This window comes from Chloracidobacterium thermophilum B, assembly GCF_000226295.1.
GTDB lineage: Bacteria > Acidobacteriota > Blastocatellia > Chloracidobacteriales > Chloracidobacteriaceae > Chloracidobacterium > Chloracidobacterium thermophilum.
Genome location: NC_016024.1, coordinates 455851 through 472008 on the forward strand (window position 1 = coordinate 455851; position 16158 = coordinate 472008).

Sequence of the window (16158 nt, forward strand, 5' to 3'; positions counted from 1 at the left end):
GGCGACACCTGCCCGGCCGTTCTGCCCGGATTCGGAAAAACCTAGAAGTTCAACCGGAAGCCGGCCTGCACCAGCCGTGGTGGCCCGGGCAGGATGCCTCGCACGCGGTCGGCGATGTAGAGCCGGTCGGTAAGGTTTTTCGCCGTGATGAAGAAGGTTGTCCGCCACTGCTCGACCCGGTAGTTGGCGGTGGCATTCCAGATGGTGTAAGCCGGAAGCAAGCCAAGCTGTCCGTTGGCAAACACGGCCGGGTTCACCGGTGAGGTCGGGCGCAGGTTGAGGTCATCGCCAAACTGTTCCCCGACGTGGACGGCTTCCATCTGCACGTCAAAGCCTTTGGGATGGGCGTACCCGAAAGCGCCAGTGAACATGTGGCGGGGGGTATAGGGAATCCGATTCCCTGTCACCAGGACGTTACCAAAGCCCGAAACGCTGCTGAAGCGGCGCCCCTCAAAACGGGCATCGCCAACGAACGTATAGTTGACCCGCACGAAGACGTTGTGCGCTGACTTGAACAGCAATCCGCTATCAATCCGGCCAAAAATTTCCAGTCCCTGATGGAGTGTCTTACCGGCGTTGGTCAGGGTTGCACCGACACCGCCGGCTAGGCTAGCCGGCACAATCTGGTTCGAGAAGTCCATGCGGAAGTAGGAAGCGTCGAGGCGGATACCCTGTACCGGAACGCTGCGGATGCCAACTTCCGTGTTCCAGCTCAGCTCCGGGTCGAGATCAACGACGCCGCCCGTGTTGGAGATGATGTCTTCCGTACGTGGCGGGGCAAATCCCCGGTGAATGCCGGCAAAAATGGTTGCCCGCTGCTTGAGGTTGTAAGACGCACCGATGCCCGGCACCACCTGCGTCAGGACGACTTCGCCTCGCGCGCCCAGCCCGTTGTTCGCCAGACGGTTGGCCCGGACGAAAGAAACCCGCTCCACCCGCACACCGGGCGTCACGGTCAGGTTGCCGAAGATGAAGCGATTCTGGATGTAGCCGGAAAAGGCATCGTTGCCGCGAAAGTTGTTTTCGACCGTGACGCCGGTACGCGCCGTTGGCGTCGAGCCGTTGATTTGCCGCCGCTCTTGGTTTTCGCGGTGATAGCGAAAGCCGGTGTCCAGCTCATTGCGCAGCCGCCCGAATCCAAAGCTGGCGCGCACCTGTGGCGTGACGCCGAAGGTGTAGTAGCTACGTACCCGCCCTTCGTTGCCGCACGTCGTAAAGAGATCGATCATGCCACGACAGCCGCCAACGCCGATGCGATTGGGGCGCTGGTTCGAGTTGCTTGACTGCCGCCACCAGGCCCGGTCGAACGTCGAGCCGTAGAGGCTCGTCGTCAGCAGGATGTTCTGGTTGACGACAAAGCTGTGCACGGCAGCGGCCCCGAACCGTCTGAAATCCGTGGCGTCGTTGCGAAACGGATTCTGGCGTGGATTGGCCTGGTATTCGTCAAGGCGCAGTCCCGAATAGGTCACACGCGAGTTCTCGTCGTAGTAGTTGGCCTTGAACGTCAAGACCTGCCGCGTGCCGAAGGTGGAAACCGACTTGAAGTTGAAGTCATAGATGCCGCTGCGCGTGTTGTCGCGGGCGCCTTCGCCCTGCTTGCGCATGAAATCAAGAAGAAAGCCCGTGTTTCCGAGTTTCCACCCGTAGGTGATGAGTCCGTTGAAGTAGTCACGGTTGCCGCCCACGAGCAGGAGCGACCCACTCGGCGTATCTGGCGGATTAGGTGTGATGTAGTTGATGACGCCGCCAACCGTAACCGGGCCGTAGAGAATCTGTCCCGATCCTTTGACCACTTCAATGGTTTCAAAGCGTTCGATAGGCGGATGGTAGTAGGAGGCATTGTCGCCGTAGGGCGCAAAGGCCAGCGGCAGCCCGTCTTCAAGCAGCAGTACCTTCGTCGAGCGCGTCGGATTGAGGCCACGGATGCCGATGTTGGGGCGGAGGCCGAAGCCTTCCTCGTCCCGGACGTGGATGCCGGGCAGCTTGCGCAGCGCCTCGTTGGCGTTGAAGACCCGGCTGAGCTGCAAGGTGCGCTCGTCGAGAATATCCACCGTGCCGGGGATACGGTTGAGGGATTCGCTCGTCCCGACGATGCTGTTGATGCTGACGATGATGTTTTCCGCCAGCGGCGAAATATCAAGCGAAACGGTGACGGAAGTGACTTCACTTCCGCTGACTTTGACGATTTTCGTACCTGGCTGGTACTGCTCGCCTGTGACGGTGATTTCGTAGTCGCCGGGCGTCAACTGGTCAAACCGGAATTCGCCGTTGGCATCGGTTTGAGCCGTCTGGACGGTGCCGGCGGTCAGCCCCCGCAGCCGCACGGTAGCGCCTGCCACAGGCGCATCGGCTACTGTCACGGCGCGCCCGGCAATGGCCGGCTGCGTCGTTGTCGAGGTTGTAGGGGGCGTTTGAGCCGCCGTGAAGCCGATGGAAGTCAGGATGATTGAACTGATCAGGGAAAGCTGGAGCAGGAAGTACCAGTGGACGCCCGACTGCCAGGGGCGTGCCGGCCGGATACATAGGGCAAGGTGGTTCATTGTGCCATTCCTCAAACATTGGTTGTGCTGCTACGCCAAGGGCCGGAGCAGCGTCTGGTCCTTATGGTGTGCTCCAATGTAGATAAAATGATAATCATTTTCAATAAAAAAGAAGCCAACACCGGGACGTGCCTGTTCCCGGTGCATCGCAGGCCTGCGCGGGGACAGGTTAGACGCGCATGAGTTCTTCTTCCTTGGCTTTGGCCAGGTCGTTGAGCTTCTGGGTGAAGGCGTCGGTCTGTTTCTGGATTTGTTCCAGGGCGACTTTGTGCTCGTCTTCCGAGATGAGTTTTTCCTTGAGCAGCTTTTTGACCTCTTCGTTGGCATCCCGGCGGATGTTGCGTAGTCCCGCCCGGTGTTCTTCCGCCGTATCGCGGACGGTGCGTGCCAACTGTTTCCGGCGTTCTTCCGTCAGCGGTGGAATCGGGAGGCGGATGATCTTGCCATCGTTGGATGGGGTGATACCAAGGTCAGAGGACTGAATGGCGCGCTCAATGGCGCCCAGCAGGGAGGTGTCCCAGGGTTGAATAGTGATGAGAGCGGCTTCCGGGGCGCTGATGTTGGCAAGCTGGTTGAGCGGCATCACCGTGCCGTATGACTCGACTTGGATGCCATCGAGCAGATTCACCGAGGCGCGTCCAGTTCGAATCGAGCTGAACCGCCGGCGGGCATCTTCGAGTGTGGTTTCCATGCGCGCTGTCGCTTCTTTCAAGATGTCTTGAATGGTCATGCCGATTCCTCATTCCAAATCACGAATGTTACCTGACAGAAGCCCGTGTGCATTGCCTGCGTGGGAAACCTGCTGTTGAGGGCTGGACCGTCAGGGCTTTTACGGGCAGTGTCCCACAGTCTGTGGCTACCTATGAAGCACAGGCCGCTGCCGTCGGCGGTGTGGCACTGACCAGGGTACCGATAGACTCGCCGGTGACGACGCGGTAGATGTTGCCCTTGGTCAGCAGGTCGAAAACGATGATGGGCAGGTGGTTGTCCTTACACAGCGCAATGGCGGAAGCGTCCATGACGTTGAGGCTCTGTTCCAGCACCTGCTGGTACGTCACATGGCTGTACCGGCGTGCCGTGGCGTCCTTCGTCGGGTCGGCCGTATAGACGCCATCCACCTTGGTGGCTTTCAGCAGGACATCCGCCTTGATTTCACAGGCGCGGAGCGCCGCTGTGCTGTCCGTGGTGAAGAAGGGACTGCCAGTGCCGGCAGCAAAAATGACAACCCGTCCCTTTTCGAGGTGGCGCACGGCACGCCGTGGGATAAAGGGTTCCGCCACCTGCCGCATCTCGATGGCTGAAACAACCCGTGTGGCAACGCCGAGCTGTTCGATGGCGTTTTGCAGCGCCAGACTGTTGATGACCGTGGCGAGCATCCCCATGTAATCGGCTGAAGCGCGGTCCATCCCGGCAGCGCTGGCCTCAGCCCCACGAACAATGTTCCCACCCCCAACGACCAATGCGAGTTGGACTCCGAGTTGGTGGACATCGCGCACCTGCTCGGCAACTTCCTGAACAGTGAGCGGATCAATACCAAACCCGCGTCGCCCTTCAAGAAACTCTCCACTCAGTTTGAGCAGGACACGTTTGTAAACCGGCGTCGGTGTTCCTGGCGCGGGAGAGGATACGGCTGGCGTAGGGTTCATACTGGCTCCAAAAGGCGGTTCTATTGAGATTGTCGGGAAAAGCACCTGGCCGCAAACATCCAGCGGCACGGATCATGGGTGGGCAGGGGAATACCGGGCATACAAGCAAAACGCCCCATCCGGGATGGGGCGTCGGGGGTCATTGTTTGGCCATCATTGCGGCCACTTCACTGGCGAAGTCGTCGGATTTCTTTTCGATACCTTCGCCCAGCTTGAAGCGTACAAAGCGGCGAATGCGGATGTTTTCACCTGTTTTGGCGATGAGTTGTTTGAGCAGTTCCCCGATGGTAATGCTCTGATCCTTGACGAAGGGCTGTTCGAGCAGGCAGGTCTCCGCGCGAAACTTTCCAAGCCGGCTTTCAATGATGTTTTCGATAATGTGGGCTGGCTTATTTGCCGTCTTGGGGTCAGCGGCGACCTGTGCCCGTGCTATTTCACGCTCTTTTTCAAGCACTTCCGCCGGAATTTCCTCGGCTGAAACATACTCGGCGTTGAGCGCGCAGATTTGCAGGGCAATGTCGCGCACGAACTCCTTGAAGTCTTCGCTGCGGGCAACGAAATCCGTTTCACAGTTGACTTCGACCAAAACACCAATGCGGCCGCCGGTGTGGATGTAAGCTTCAACCAAGCCTTCGGCCGCTACCCGTGATTCCTTCTTGCCTGCAATGTGCTTGTTGCGTTCACGCAAAATGGTGATGGCTTTTTCTTCATTACCCTGGGCTTCTTCCAGGGCTTTTTTGCATTCCATCATGCCGGCTCCGGTTTTTTCCCGGAGAGCTTTGACTGCTGCTGCGCTCACATCTGCCATGAATGCTTCCCCTCAACAGAAATGTCGGTGGCAACCATCCGCTAGACCGTCAGTCGCCCACCGGATGACTTCAGGCTGGCACCGCTTCAGCCGCCGATACGACAGAAGTCGGCGTGGTGGTTGTTGTCCCGCCAGGAGCCGGGGCATCGGCACCGCCCATCTCGACCTTGCCGCCGTCTCCCTTTTCGATTCCCATGGTGCGACCTTCGATGACCGCATCGGCGATTTTGGCACTGATGAGGCGCACCGAGCGCAATGCATCGTCGTTGCCTGGGATGACATAGTCAACCCCAAGCGGGGAACAGTTTGTATCCACCAGGGCGACGACTGGAATTCCCAGGCGGTTGGCTTCAGCGATGGCGATTTCCTCTTTCTTGGTGTCAATGACGAAAAGTGCCTTGGGCAGGCGGTTCATTGTGCGGATACCCGAAAAGTTCCGTTCGAGCCTGGCATACTCTTTCTCGATGCGCAGGATTTCCTTTTTGGTCAGGGACTGGTAGTGCCCATCTGTACGCATCACTTCCAGCTCACGCATGCGCTTCATCGAACGCTGGATGGTCTGGAAGTTGGTCAGCAGACCGCCCAGCCACCGCTGGTTGACATACGGCATGCCGCACCGGGTGGCTTCCTCCGCGATGGCGTCCTGCGCCTGGCGTTTCGTCCCAACGAAAAGTACTGTCCCGCCCTCAGCCGCCGTTTGCGCGATAAACCGGACAGCCTCGCGCAGCAAACGCTGGGTCTTCTGGAGATCGATGATGTAAATGCCATTGCGTTCACCGAAGATGTACTCCTTCATCTTCGGATTCCACCGCCGTACCTGATGCCCGAAGTGAACTCCAGCTTCGAGCAATTCCTTCATAGTGACTGCAACTGCCACTCACGACCGCCTTTCTTACAAGCCTCTGGCTTGTTGTGGATGGTTTGTGTACTCGCCACACACGCCTCCGGCTGACCTTGAGGCAGCCATCGGAACACACCCGCTGCGTGGCAATGAAATATCCCTATCAGTTGTCGGGGCCGACGCAACCGGCCACAGACTGGCTGTAGCTTACCGCTTCAGCTTACCGCTTCGAGAACTGGAAGCGCTTGCGCGCACCTTTTTGCCCGTACTTCTTGCGTTCTTTCATGCGAGGGTCGCGCGTCAGAAAGCCGGCTTTCTTCAGGCGGCGGCGCAACTCGACATTGAAATGGAGCAGCGCCCGCGCAATCCCGTGCCGAATGGCGCCGGCCTGGCCAGACAGACCGCCGCCGGAAACGCTGACCAGGACATCGAACTTGCCCAGCGTCTCCGTAACCTGAAGCGGTTGGCGGATAAGCATCCGCAGGGTTTCACTTGGAAAGTAACCTTCAAAGGTGCGTTTGTTAACTGTGATATTCCCGTCACCGGGACGCAGATAGACCCGCGCCGTAGCGGTTTTGCGGCGACCTGTCCCGTAGTATTGAATGAGCATCCCCACGCTTGACTTACCTCATCAATTTCAAATCACAATCGTCGTTGACCTTCCATCCTTCTGCTTTCTGCCTGCTTTCTGCACGACCGCCTTCGGTCACACCGGAAAGTTGCCCAACAGGGCTCACCTCTTGGCGCGCAGGGTATCGAGCACCAGCGGTTCCGGGCGCTGTGCCTGGTGTGGATGGTTCGGACCGGCGTAGATGCGGAGCTTTTTGGCCATCTGGCGGCCGAGCTTCGTCTTCGGCAGCATCCCGACAATGGCGTGCTGCAAAATCCGGGTCGGAAACCTGGCCAGCAGGTCTTTGGCTCTGATTTCCCGCAAGCCGCCGGGGTAGCCAGTGTGCCGCCGGTAAAGTTTCTGATTCCACTTATCACCCCGGAAAACAACCTTCTCGGCGTTGATGACAATCACACCATCGCCCATGTCCATAAAGGTCGTGTACCGCGGATGGTGCTTGCCCATCAGAATTGGAGCAATCTGCGATGCCAACCGTCCGACGGTCAGCCCTGTGGCATCCACGAGAAACCACTTGCGCGCCGGTTCGGGCAACGGGCCCTTGGGCACGAAGGTCTGCCCGGTGTACGCCTTGTGTGGGCGGCGACGGACAGCCGTTTTCGGCGAATTGCCCGCCGTGGGGGTGGACTCAGCGGATGCTGCCGCCTGCGTTGTCTCGGATGTCGGTTCACTCATGACAGCTTGAATGTGCTCCTCACAGCAACCTCATACCCTTTGTCATCCAGTTTGGCATCTGCGCAGGTGACTGACTGGGCAGCACGCACAGCCGTCCCTTGGGACGCTCCACTACCGGAAGCAAAGCGAACGACTAGACTACGCAACTCCCGGCTGAGCTGTCAAGGGCGGACGTTCCTGAACAGACGAACCCGGAGCAAACGGACAATGTGCCGGGAACGGTGTGGCAGACTGCCAAGCCCCCCTGCCTAGGAAGTCTCCCCGCTGACCCGCTTGTGCCTGTCCAGCAGGGAAGCCCCGACACCCAGCGCCAGCAGACCCAGAACAACGCTCAGGCTGACCAGCGGCGGCAGGTGAAACCAGTCAAAGGCCAGCGCCAGCATCTTGATGCCGATGAAAAGAAGAATGACAAACACAGCTTTGTCGAGGTGAACAAGCATGCGCTTGGCTGCCGCCACCAAAAAATACATCGAGCGCAAACCAAGCACGGCGAAGATATTGCTTGTATAGACCAGAAACGGGTCCTGCGTGACCGCAAAAATCGCCGGTACGCTGTCGAAGGCAAACATGATGTCCGAGGCCTCAATCACCAGCAGGCACAGAAAGGCCGGAGTCAGCGCATGGTAGTGCCGCCCCTGCCCATCTGTGACCCTGGTCAGGAAGCGACCACGGTCGAGTTGTGTCGCAATCCGGTTGGGAAAAAACTGGCGCAGAAAGCGAACAGCCCAGTGGTTGGTGTAGTCCGTTTCCTCTTCGGTCGTGTCCTTCTGCCCGGCGCGAAAGAGGGCGTGCACCGACCACAGAATGACCAGGCCGAAACCAAAAAAGACCACGCGCTGGAGTTCGATATGCCAGCCGAAGATGGTCAGCGCCCCCAGCGCCCGCGCACCAAACAGCAGGCCAACGCCCAGTCCGATGAAAATGGCACGGAAAATCAGCGCACCAATGATGCCCCAGTACAGAATCCGGTGGTGCAGATACTCTGGAATGGCAAAGGCGGAAAAAATCGCCAGAAAGACGAAGAGGTTATCTACGGCCAGGGATTTTTCGAGGGCATAAGCCGTCAGAAACAGGATGGCGTCGTCCGTGCCACGAATCGAGGCCACATAGCCGGCAAAAGCCAGCGAGACCGCCACCCAGATGCCCGACCAGGTGGCTGCCTTGAGCATTGAAACCGGCCGGTCCGTTTTGCCGGAAGCCAGATCAACCCAGAGAAAGCCGATAACAAGCGTAATGAAAACAACAAAATGAACCGGATGGGTGGTGGCCGCCGACGCCAGGTGGGGCTGCATTGAAGGTCAGCTTTCATTACTTGTTGGGCTGGTCACGCAGGCCGATGATGGCATTTCTGGAAAACTCAATTTTGACCGACGGCGCGACGAGCAGGTGCAGAGTGTTTTCTTTCTCATTGATACCGGCCACCGTTCCGTAAATCCCGCCTTCGGTAACAACCCGGTCGCCGTTCTTGAGGTTGTTGCGCATGGTTTCGAGTTCTTTCTGGCGTTTCTGCTGGGGACGGATCACCAGAAAGTAAAAAATGGCGACCATCGCCAGAATCGGAACAAGCTGGATGAGAAAACTTCCTCCACCACCCTGTGCCAGGACGATGTTCATGTTGAAAGAGACTCCTCGGATGAAAGCTGCCGACGGTGGAAGTCAGCCCGGAAGCGGCTGAACTCGGCCCGTTCCAGAGCGTGCCGAATCTGCCGCATCAGGTCAAGATAGTGATGCACGTTGTGATAGGTTGCCAAGATGGAGGCGAGAATTTCTCCCGTCCGCAGCAGGTGCGCCAGATAGGCCCGCGAGTACCGCCGGCAGACCGCACAGGTGCAGTCCGGGTCAAGCGGTTGCTCATCACGGACGTAGCGCGCATTGCGCAGGTTGAGCCGGCCGGTCGTGGTGAACACCGTGCCGTTGCGCGCGTGGCGTGTGGGCATGACGCAGTCGAACATGTCCACCCCGCGCGCCACGGATTCAACCAGGTCGGCCGGCGTCCCGACGCCCATCAGGTAGCGGGGCTTGTCCGCCGGCAGGCGCGGCGCGATGAACTCCGTCGTGTCGTACATCAGGTGTTTTTCCTCGCCAACGCTGAGGCCGCCGATGGCGTAGCCCTCAAAGCCAATCTCCAGCAGTCCCTCCAGGGAACGGGCGCGCAGTTCCGGGTACACGCTGCCCTGCACAATGCCAAACAGCGACTGGCGCTCCCGGTCGGCGTGGGTGTCGAAGTACGTCCGGCACCGCCGCGCCCAGCGTTCGGTCAGTTCAAGCGAGTGCCGCACCTGTTCAGGCGAAGCCGGATAGGGCGGGCACTCATCGAAGGCCATGACGATGTCGGAGCCAAGCGCGATCTGAACCTCCATGGAGACTTCCGGCGACAACAGCAACCGTGTGCCGTCAAGGTGGGACCGAAAGGTGACGCCTTCCTCGCTGATGGTACGCAACTCACCCAGCGAGAACACCTGATAGCCGCCGCTGTCGGTGAGGATCGAGCGCGGCCAGCTCATAAAGCGGTGCAGACCGCCCAGTTCCCGGATGACCTCGTGCCCGGGGCGCAAAAACAGGTGATAGGTGTTGGCCAGAATGATGCGCGCATCCAGGGCTTCGAGCATGTCCTGGGTGAGCGCCTTGACGGTGGCTGCCGTCCCGACGGGCATAAACACCGGCGTTTCAATGACGCTGCGGGTCGTCGTAATCCGCCCCCGCCGCGCTGCCGTCCCGGCATCACTGGCCAGTAGCTCAAAGCGCAGACTCATCGCGCTTTCATGATGTTGCCGGCAATGCGGGCGGCAATGTCGCGTGGCACAAACCGCGTCGCCTGCGACAGCAGGCTGTTGGCCAGGCCCGAAACGACAGAACTGCTTCGCCGGCGGATGCCGGCAAAGGCGGCTTCAACGACTTCTTCCGGCGTTTGGGCGCGGCGGAGCATGTCGCGGGCCGTGCCTTCGGCGACCTGCGCCGTGTCGAAAAACTCCGTTGCCGTGGCCCCCGGACACAGCGCCATGACGAGCACGCCCTGGTCCCGGCATTCCTCGTGCAACGCCTCGGAAAAGCTCAGCACATAGGCCTTCGTGGCCGCATAAGCGCCCAGATAGGGCACTGCCTGGAAGGCGGCCGTCGAGGCCACGTTGACAACAACGCCCTGCCGGCGCGCCAGCATTCCCGGCAGGTAGCGATGGGTCAGCTCGGTCAGGGTGACAATGTTGAGCTGAAGCATCTCCAGATTGCGCTTGAGGTCGGTTTCCACAAACCGCCCGCCGATACCAAAGCCGGCGTTGTTGATGAGACCGTCCACCTGGAGGTTCAGCCGTTCGGTTTCCTCAAAGACTTCCCCGGCTGCTTCCGGCAGACTGAGGTCTTTGGCCAGCACATCCACGGTGATGCTGTGCTGCCTGGCCAACTCAGCCGCCAGCCGCCGGAGCTTGTCTTCCCGCCGCGCCACCAGCATCAGGTTGGCTTTTTCCCGCGCAAAGCGCCGGGCAAAGGCTTCTCCTATCCCAACTGAGGCGCCGGTAATGAGTACCGTTTTGCCCGCCCACGTTTCCATGTTGAATATCCTTCCAGCAAGTCAGAGTCTCCCGGTTTGAGCCTGTGCGATATGCCTGCTCGCGGGTCGCTTGTCAAAGAGGAATGCCTGCTTTCGGGACAGCCGCTGCTGCCCCGTCAGTGGGCCGCGGGGCCAGCCGGCTCGGCAAGCACCTGACGGAAGTAGGCAATCGTCCGGTCAAGGCCGACATCAAGCGGGATGTGCGGCGCCCAGTTCAGGCGTTCACCGGCCAGGGTGATGTCGGGACACCGGCGCTGCGGATCGTTTTCCGGCAGCGGGCGATGCACGATGGGCGACGCCGAACCCGTCTTGGACAGCACCTTCTGTGCCAGTTCAGCAACTGTGAACTCATCCGGGTTGCCGAGGTTGACCGGTCCCGTAAATGCTTCGGCCTGCATCATACGGACAATGCCTTCCACGAGATCATCCACGTAGCAGAAGGAACGGGTCTGCGAGCCGTCGCCATAGACGGTCAGAGGTTCCTCCCGCAGCGCCTGGCAGATGAAGTTGCTGACCACGCGCCCGTCGTTTTCGAGCATGTTCGGGCCGTAGGTGTTGAAAATCCGCACGATCCGCACATCCACGTGGTGCTGGCGGTGGTAGTCCATCGTCAGCGTTTCGGCGACGCGCTTGCCTTCGTCGTAGCAGCTTCGCGGCCCAATGGGATTGACGTTGCCCCAGTAGTCCTCACGCTGCGGATGCACGAGCGGATCGCCATAGACTTCCGAAGTTGAGGCAAGCAGAAAACGCGCGCCAACCCGTTTGGCCAGCCCCAGCATGTTGAGCGTCCCCAGAACACTGGTTTTGACGGTCTGAATGGCATTCGCCTGATAGTGGACGGGCGAAGCCGGGCAGGCGAGATGGTAGATTTGCGTGACTTCAAGCCGGATTGGCTCGATGACATCGTGGCGTATCAGCTCAAAGCGCGGGTGGGAAAGATGCGGCCGGATATTGGCGCGTTGGCCCGTGTAGAAGTTGTCAAGACAGATGACTTCGTGACCTTCATCCAAAAGTCGTTTGCAGAGATGTGTGCCGATGAAGCCGGCCCCGCCAGTGACAAGAATTCGCTCGGTCATAAGTGGTGTAGTCTAAAGTATTCATTGGTAAAGGATTTGGTGCGGGGGCTCAGGGAGTGTCCAGTCCGGGAAGGGGGTGTTGGCTGATGTCGGAGATGTTGGTCAACGCCCTGGAATCCGGCTGGTGGGCGCTGATCTGCATCGTTTCCAGAAGGTGATTCAGAATGGAAAGTACTGTGTAGTGGGACGCCGGTATGCTGTCGAGCAGCTCGCGTACCGTCGGCTCTCCGGCATGCAGGCGATACCAGATGTCATAGGCGATGGGCAGCAGGTTCTCGTCGCCTTCCCAGCGCAGGTCGTCGTCCAGAGGGCGATACCGCTGGTTGGCCGGAAACTGGCACCGCAACGCCCCGACTTCATCCTGCATGCGGACAGCTTCCATGAGCATTGTCATGCCGGGCAGGAGAATGTCGCAGGTGGCGCCTTCCGCCACTTCCCGCTCACCGCCTTTGAACTCGAATGTGCCTTCCGTCGGTGGCGGCTGAAAGAGCTGGAAGAAGGCTTCGCTGCCGGTCAGATGGCCCATGACGGAACGGCACAGGTGTCCGTTGTCAAAGTAGATTTCGGCCAGGGTGATGCCCAGCGGGTCGTCCACGCGCAGCGTGCCGGTCATGCCGGAGCTGATGATGGTCTGGATGACCGTCGGCAGGTCAAAAAACTTGAGGTTTCCGCCCAACTGGCGCTGGCGTTCCTTGCGCATGTTGCGCACAGTGGATTCGAGCCGCTGGGCAAAGGTAAAGCACAGCCGCAGTGCGAGTTCCGGGAAGCCGGCCACAACCGAGTGAAAGTTGTCACGCGAGATGCGGAAAATTTCACCGCCGCCGGGCATGCGCGCTGCCGAAGCACGATTGGAGCGGGTGAACATGGCGACCTCGCCAATCACGTCGCCGGCGGAGACGTAAGCCACTGGCGTCAGTTCTCTGGAGCCTTCCATTGCCGGCCGGCGAATCTCCACGACCCCCGACTTGATGACATACAGGTAATCGGCCGGATCGCCAATGTGGAAAACATCGTCGCCGGGTTCAAAAACAACGACCTGCCCGCGCAGGAACAGCGCCTGCAACGTCAGGTCGGAAAGCGTCGAAAACAATTCGCATTCCCGCAAGAACGAAAATTCCGGCGGTGACGAACGTGGTTCTGGAGAAGACATAGGCGCGTCGCAACCCGGAATCAGACGGAATGGCTCGGTACGGCCTATTGTGCACGATGCCGCCCGTGGCGAACAGGGCCACAGGGGGCCTGCCCGTTCCAGGTGGCGCATTTTGAGGTCAATACCCGACCCGGAGGGCAGAAACCAAAGTGTGAAATCAGGACGACCGGCGCAGTTCCTGCTTGACCGCATCGGTGATGCCGGCCGCCGACAGGCGCGGCAGGTAGATGTATCGCCCGCCAAACAGCTCTGCGAGCTGTCTGGCTTCGCCACGTGAGACAAAGCGGTTTTGGGTGTCGAAGACAACGAGGCGGATGTTACTGGCGGCATATACCCGCGCCAGGTCTTCCAGTTCACGCCGGATAGCATCGGCGCGGGAAAGGTTCCCGTCCGGTTCGGGCGTCCGGGCCGGGACGTTGCCGCGTCCGTCGCCGATGACAATGACAAGCGCCTCGGTGTAGGCCCCGGTGCGCCGGACTTCCTCGATGAGCGCCTGTGCCCGCCGGAGTGCATCGTTGAGCGGCGTGGCTCCGCCGGTCGGCAGGGTTTCGAGCTGGCGCTTGGCCGCTTCGACGCTTTGTGTCGGAGCCAGCAGCACCCGGCTTTCGTTGCCATAGCAGCCAATGAGGGCAACTTTGTCCCGGTTGACGTAGGACTGGCGCAGCAGTTCGACGACGGCCCCTTTGGCCTGTCCCATACGGTTGGCAGCCATGCTCCCGGAAGCATCCACGATGAAGACGATGAGTGCGCCGGTGCGCTGGCGGAGTTTCTTGAGCCGGACATCATCTTTTTTGAGTAGTATCCGGTCGGGTGTCTGTCCGTTGGCGAGCAGCTTCTGGCGGCGGGCCGGCTGGTGCGGTGCGGCCTGACGCAGCGTGGCTTCAATGGCGACGCGCCCCCGCGAGGGTTCGCCCGGCACGGAGCGGACGTGCCGCCCGGATTGAAAGTTGTCGCGCTCGGAGCGTTTCCCGTAGCGCCCCAGCCGCGCCTTTTTGGCAAAAAAGTCGAAGTCGGCGTCGAGGGCCGCTTCTTCGGCGTCGAAAACCAGCGCCAGGTCTTCGAGTTCTTCCGGCGGTGAGGGCGGTTCCGGCTCGTCTTCCGAGCTTTCCGAAGGCGGTGGCGGCGGCGGTGGTGGTTCGGGTTCGCTTTCGGGACGCTGTGTGGCGCGTGGCAGCAGGACGAAAAACTCGGCTGTCCGGCAGTCGTCTTCATTGACCGCGGTCCGTCCTTCGAGTGCGGCATTGGCCCGGGCCGCCAGCGTGGCAAAGTATTCTGCCCGCTGCCCGACGGTGCCCAGCGCCGCCGCGCGTGCGCAAAGCCAGTGCAGGGTTTCATCGCCCAGCGTGACCTGCGGCAACCGCTGCCGTGCATCGGTCAGGAGATTCCGAAGCAGTGTGGTTTCTTCGGCGTAAAGCATCTGCAGGGCTTCCGGGTCACGCTCGAAGGCCGCCACGGTTTCGATGACTTTCTGCCGGGTTTCGAGGTCAGACTGGCGCGAGGCGGCCACGATGAGGCCCAGCCGGTCGAGGATGTGCCAGCGTACGGGGCCGTCACCCGGATTGAAGGCCGCAATCAGCCCGAAGTCCGCGGGCAAGGTCAGCGAGACGCCTTCCCGTTCGACGCGCAGGCAGCCTTCGTCGAGGCAGGTCAGCAGGGCGTTTTCCACCTGGGTCGGCAGCAGATTGAGGTTGTCGGCAAAGACGTAGCCGCCGTGGGCTTGCGCCAGAATACCCGGCGCGAAGCGTCGCCGGCCGCCGGCGAGCGTGGCTTCGAGGTCGAGGCCGCCAAAAAGGCGGTCTTCACTGATGTTGCCGGGCAGGATGACGAACGGCGGGCGCCGGCCGTCCACGTCGGGGACAATCTGGGCAAAACCGCGCGCCAGAACCGACTTGGCACTGCCGGCCGGAGCGGCAAAGGCGACGCCGCGCAGCCGGGGTTCAATGGCCAGCAGCAGCAGCGCGCGCTTGACCGGAGCATGGCCGACGACAGCGACAAAGGGCAGCGTGACGAGCTGAAGGGAAGGGCTGGTTTGGGCGTAAGACATCATGGTGCAGTGTCAGGGGCCGGAACGGATGTGACTGCGTAAGAGGATGGCAGGCGGCCGGGTGGATGGTGCAGCTACGGATTCAACTTACACCAAAAGGCTGCCCGGCCAAGGCTTCGGCGGCTGGGCCGTGACGGGTTTGGTGACTTGAGTCTGCGGCCGGCGGTTTCTAAGATGGCATCACTATGGCTGACCGTACTTTTACCCGCCGTGATCTCCGCCCGGAACGCAAACCGGCGTGGCTGAAAATCCGCCTGGATGCCCGTGACAGGTTTCAGGAAGTCGCCCACATGGTGGACGATCTTTCCCTCAACACCGTGTGTCAGGAAGCGCGCTGCCCGAACATCTGGGAGTGTTTCTCCAACCGGACGGCGACCTTCATGCTCATGGGCGACATCTGCACGCGGCACTGTGGCTTCTGCGCCGTGACAAAGGGTGCGCCCCGGCTGCTCGATCCCGCTGAGCCGCGCCACGTCGCCGAAGCCGTCCGCAAGCTGGGCCTGCGCCACGCGGTCATCACTTCGGTGAACCGCGATGACCTGCCCGATGGCGGCGCGCACCATTTTGCGGCGACGATCCGGGAAGTCCGGCGTTACAACCCCGGCTGCCGCGTGGAAGTGCTCATCCCGGACTTCTGCGGCAACTGGGAAGCCCTCGATGTGGTGATGGAAGCGCGTCCCGATGTGCTCAACCACAACACGGAAACGGTCAAGGCGTTGTACCGGCGGGTGCGTCCCGATGCCATTTATGCCCGCTCGATGGAGTTGCTGCGCCGGGCGGCCGCCTGGCGTTCAGCAGACTATCCCGTGCTGACGAAGTCCGGCGTCATGCTGGGTCTGGGCGAGACACGGGATGAACTGCTGGAAACGATGCGCGATCTGCGTGAGAACGACTGCGATATTCTGACGTTGGGGCAGTATCTGCGGCCAAGTCTCCGTCACCTGCCGGTCGAGAAGTTTTACCACCCGGATGAATTTGCCGAACTCAGGCAGATTGGGCTGGCGATGGGGTTCCGGCATGTCGAAGCCGGCCCGCTGGTGCGCAGTTCTTACCACGCGCACGAACAGGTTGCGGAAGTGGATGCCCCTGTGCCGGCAGCCCCGCCGACACTTGTGCCGTTGACGCGCCGCCGGTCAACGGCATCAGCACCGGACCTGCCGGGAAACACCCTTCCCGGTGCCCTTCCTCGTGAAAGAACGACCTAGC

General features: G+C 60.7%; 15 protein-coding genes. 1 reads left to right on the forward strand and 14 read right to left on the reverse strand.

What is annotated here, in order from left to right; genetic code table 11:
• Nucleotides 1-41: 41 nt before the first annotated feature.
• From CABTHER_RS01905 to bchD, 14 genes are all read right to left on the reverse strand, one after another.
• Nucleotides 42-2540 (reverse strand): TonB-dependent receptor domain-containing protein, encoded by a 2499-nt coding sequence (locus tag CABTHER_RS01905; RefSeq protein WP_014098882.1) that lies wholly within the window; start codon nt 2538-2540, stop codon nt 42-44.
• Nucleotides 2541-2709: 169 nt separating this feature from the next.
• Nucleotides 2710-3270, reverse strand: a complete 561-nt coding sequence (gene frr / locus CABTHER_RS01910; protein ID WP_014098884.1) for a ribosome recycling factor — start codon at nt 3268-3270, stop codon at nt 2710-2712.
• A gap of 130 nt (nt 3271-3400) precedes the next feature.
• Nucleotides 3401-4186, reverse strand: coding sequence for a UMP kinase (pyrH, locus tag CABTHER_RS01915; RefSeq protein WP_014098885.1), 786 nt, complete (start codon nt 4184-4186; stop codon nt 3401-3403).
• Between the two features lie 139 nt (nt 4187-4325).
• Complete coding sequence (gene tsf / locus CABTHER_RS01920; protein WP_014098886.1) at nt 4326-4994, reverse strand: translation elongation factor Ts; 669 nt, start codon at nt 4992-4994, stop codon at nt 4326-4328.
• Nucleotides 4995-5064: 70 nt separating this feature from the next.
• Complete coding sequence (gene rpsB, locus CABTHER_RS01925) at nt 5065-5853, reverse strand: 30S ribosomal protein S2 (RefSeq protein ID WP_014098887.1); 789 nt, start codon at nt 5851-5853, stop codon at nt 5065-5067.
• Nucleotides 5854-6055: 202 nt separating this feature from the next.
• Nucleotides 6056-6451 (reverse strand): 30S ribosomal protein S9, encoded by a 396-nt coding sequence (gene rpsI / locus CABTHER_RS01930; RefSeq protein WP_455423186.1) that lies wholly within the window; start codon nt 6449-6451, stop codon nt 6056-6058.
• 117 nt (nt 6452-6568) lie between these two features.
• Nucleotides 6569-7138: a 50S ribosomal protein L13 gene (rplM, locus tag CABTHER_RS01935; protein ID WP_014098889.1), complete on the reverse strand. Its 570-nt coding sequence runs from the start codon at nt 7136-7138 to the stop codon at nt 6569-6571.
• Between the two features lie 248 nt (nt 7139-7386).
• Nucleotides 7387-8430, reverse strand: coding sequence for a TerC/Alx family metal homeostasis membrane protein (locus CABTHER_RS01940; RefSeq protein WP_014098890.1), 1044 nt, complete (start codon nt 8428-8430; stop codon nt 7387-7389).
• A gap of 16 nt (nt 8431-8446) precedes the next feature.
• Complete coding sequence (yajC, locus tag CABTHER_RS01945; RefSeq protein ID WP_014098891.1) at nt 8447-8752, reverse strand: preprotein translocase subunit YajC; 306 nt, start codon at nt 8750-8752, stop codon at nt 8447-8449.
• The gene (gene tgt / locus CABTHER_RS01950; RefSeq protein ID WP_014098892.1) at nt 8749-9891 is read right to left on the reverse strand and encodes a tRNA guanosine(34) transglycosylase Tgt; all 1143 of its coding nucleotides are present in this window, start codon (nt 9889-9891) and stop codon (nt 8749-8751) included. Before tgt ends, yajC begins: the two co-directional genes overlap by 4 nt.
• Complete coding sequence (locus CABTHER_RS01955) at nt 9888-10682, reverse strand: SDR family NAD(P)-dependent oxidoreductase (RefSeq protein ID WP_014098893.1); 795 nt, start codon at nt 10680-10682, stop codon at nt 9888-9890. Before CABTHER_RS01955 ends, tgt begins: the two co-directional genes overlap by 4 nt.
• Nucleotides 10683-10798: 116 nt before the next feature.
• Nucleotides 10799-11758 (reverse strand): UDP-glucuronic acid decarboxylase family protein, encoded by a 960-nt coding sequence (locus CABTHER_RS01960; RefSeq protein ID WP_014098894.1) that lies wholly within the window; start codon nt 11756-11758, stop codon nt 10799-10801.
• Nucleotides 11759-11807: 49 nt separating this feature from the next.
• On the reverse strand, nt 11808-12908 hold the full coding sequence (locus tag CABTHER_RS01965; protein WP_014098895.1) for a cyclic nucleotide-binding domain-containing protein: 1101 nt from the start codon (nt 12906-12908) through the stop codon (nt 11808-11810).
• Nucleotides 12909-13065: 157 nt separating this feature from the next.
• Nucleotides 13066-14955 carry a magnesium chelatase ATPase subunit D gene (gene bchD, locus CABTHER_RS01970; RefSeq protein WP_014098896.1) on the reverse strand — a complete coding sequence of 630 codons (1890 nt, stop codon included), beginning with the start codon at nt 14953-14955 and terminating at the stop codon, nt 13066-13068.
• Nucleotides 14956-15137: 182 nt separating this feature from the next.
• On the opposite strand from bchD, the gene lipA reads away from it, so the two are divergent.
• A complete protein-coding gene (gene lipA / locus CABTHER_RS01975; protein WP_014098897.1) occupies nt 15138-16157 on the forward strand; it encodes a lipoyl synthase in 1020 nt (339 codons plus the stop codon).
• Nucleotide 16158 lies beyond the last annotated feature (1 nt).

Bases quoted from the DNA above. Each gene is read 5' to 3' on its own strand.
- CABTHER_RS01955 (WP_014098893.1), bottom strand. From the start codon at position 10,682: ATGGAAACGTGGGCGGGCAAAACGGTACTCATTACCGGCGCCTCAGTT.
- tsf (WP_014098886.1), bottom strand. From the start codon at position 4,994: ATGGCAGATGTGAGCGCAGCAGCAGTCAAAGCTCTCCGGGAAAAAACC.
- CABTHER_RS01940 (WP_014098890.1), bottom strand. From the start codon at position 8,430: ATGCAGCCCCACCTGGCGTCGGCGGCCACCACCCATCCGGTTCATTTT.
- lipA (WP_014098897.1), top strand. From the start codon at position 15,138: ATGGCTGACCGTACTTTTACCCGCCGTGATCTCCGCCCGGAACGCAAA.
- CABTHER_RS01960 (WP_014098894.1), bottom strand. From the start codon at position 11,758: ATGACCGAGCGAATTCTTGTCACTGGCGGGGCCGGCTTCATCGGCACA.
- rpsB (WP_014098887.1), bottom strand. From the start codon at position 5,853: ATGAAGGAATTGCTCGAAGCTGGAGTTCACTTCGGGCATCAGGTACGG.
- bchD (WP_014098896.1), bottom strand. From the start codon at position 14,955: ATGATGTCTTACGCCCAAACCAGCCCTTCCCTTCAGCTCGTCACGCTG.
- tgt (WP_014098892.1), bottom strand. From the start codon at position 9,891: ATGAGTCTGCGCTTTGAGCTACTGGCCAGTGATGCCGGGACGGCAGCG.
- yajC (WP_014098891.1), bottom strand. From the start codon at position 8,752: ATGAACATCGTCCTGGCACAGGGTGGTGGAGGAAGTTTTCTCATCCAG.
- pyrH (WP_014098885.1), bottom strand. From the start codon at position 4,186: ATGAACCCTACGCCAGCCGTATCCTCTCCCGCGCCAGGAACACCGACG.
- CABTHER_RS01905 (WP_014098882.1), bottom strand. From the start codon at position 2,540: ATGAACCACCTTGCCCTATGTATCCGGCCGGCACGCCCCTGGCAGTCG.
- CABTHER_RS01965 (WP_014098895.1), bottom strand. From the start codon at position 12,908: ATGTCTTCTCCAGAACCACGTTCGTCACCGCCGGAATTTTCGTTCTTG.
- rplM (WP_014098889.1), bottom strand. From the start codon at position 7,138: ATGAGTGAACCGACATCCGAGACAACGCAGGCGGCAGCATCCGCTGAG.
- frr (WP_014098884.1), bottom strand. From the start codon at position 3,270: ATGACCATTCAAGACATCTTGAAAGAAGCGACAGCGCGCATGGAAACC.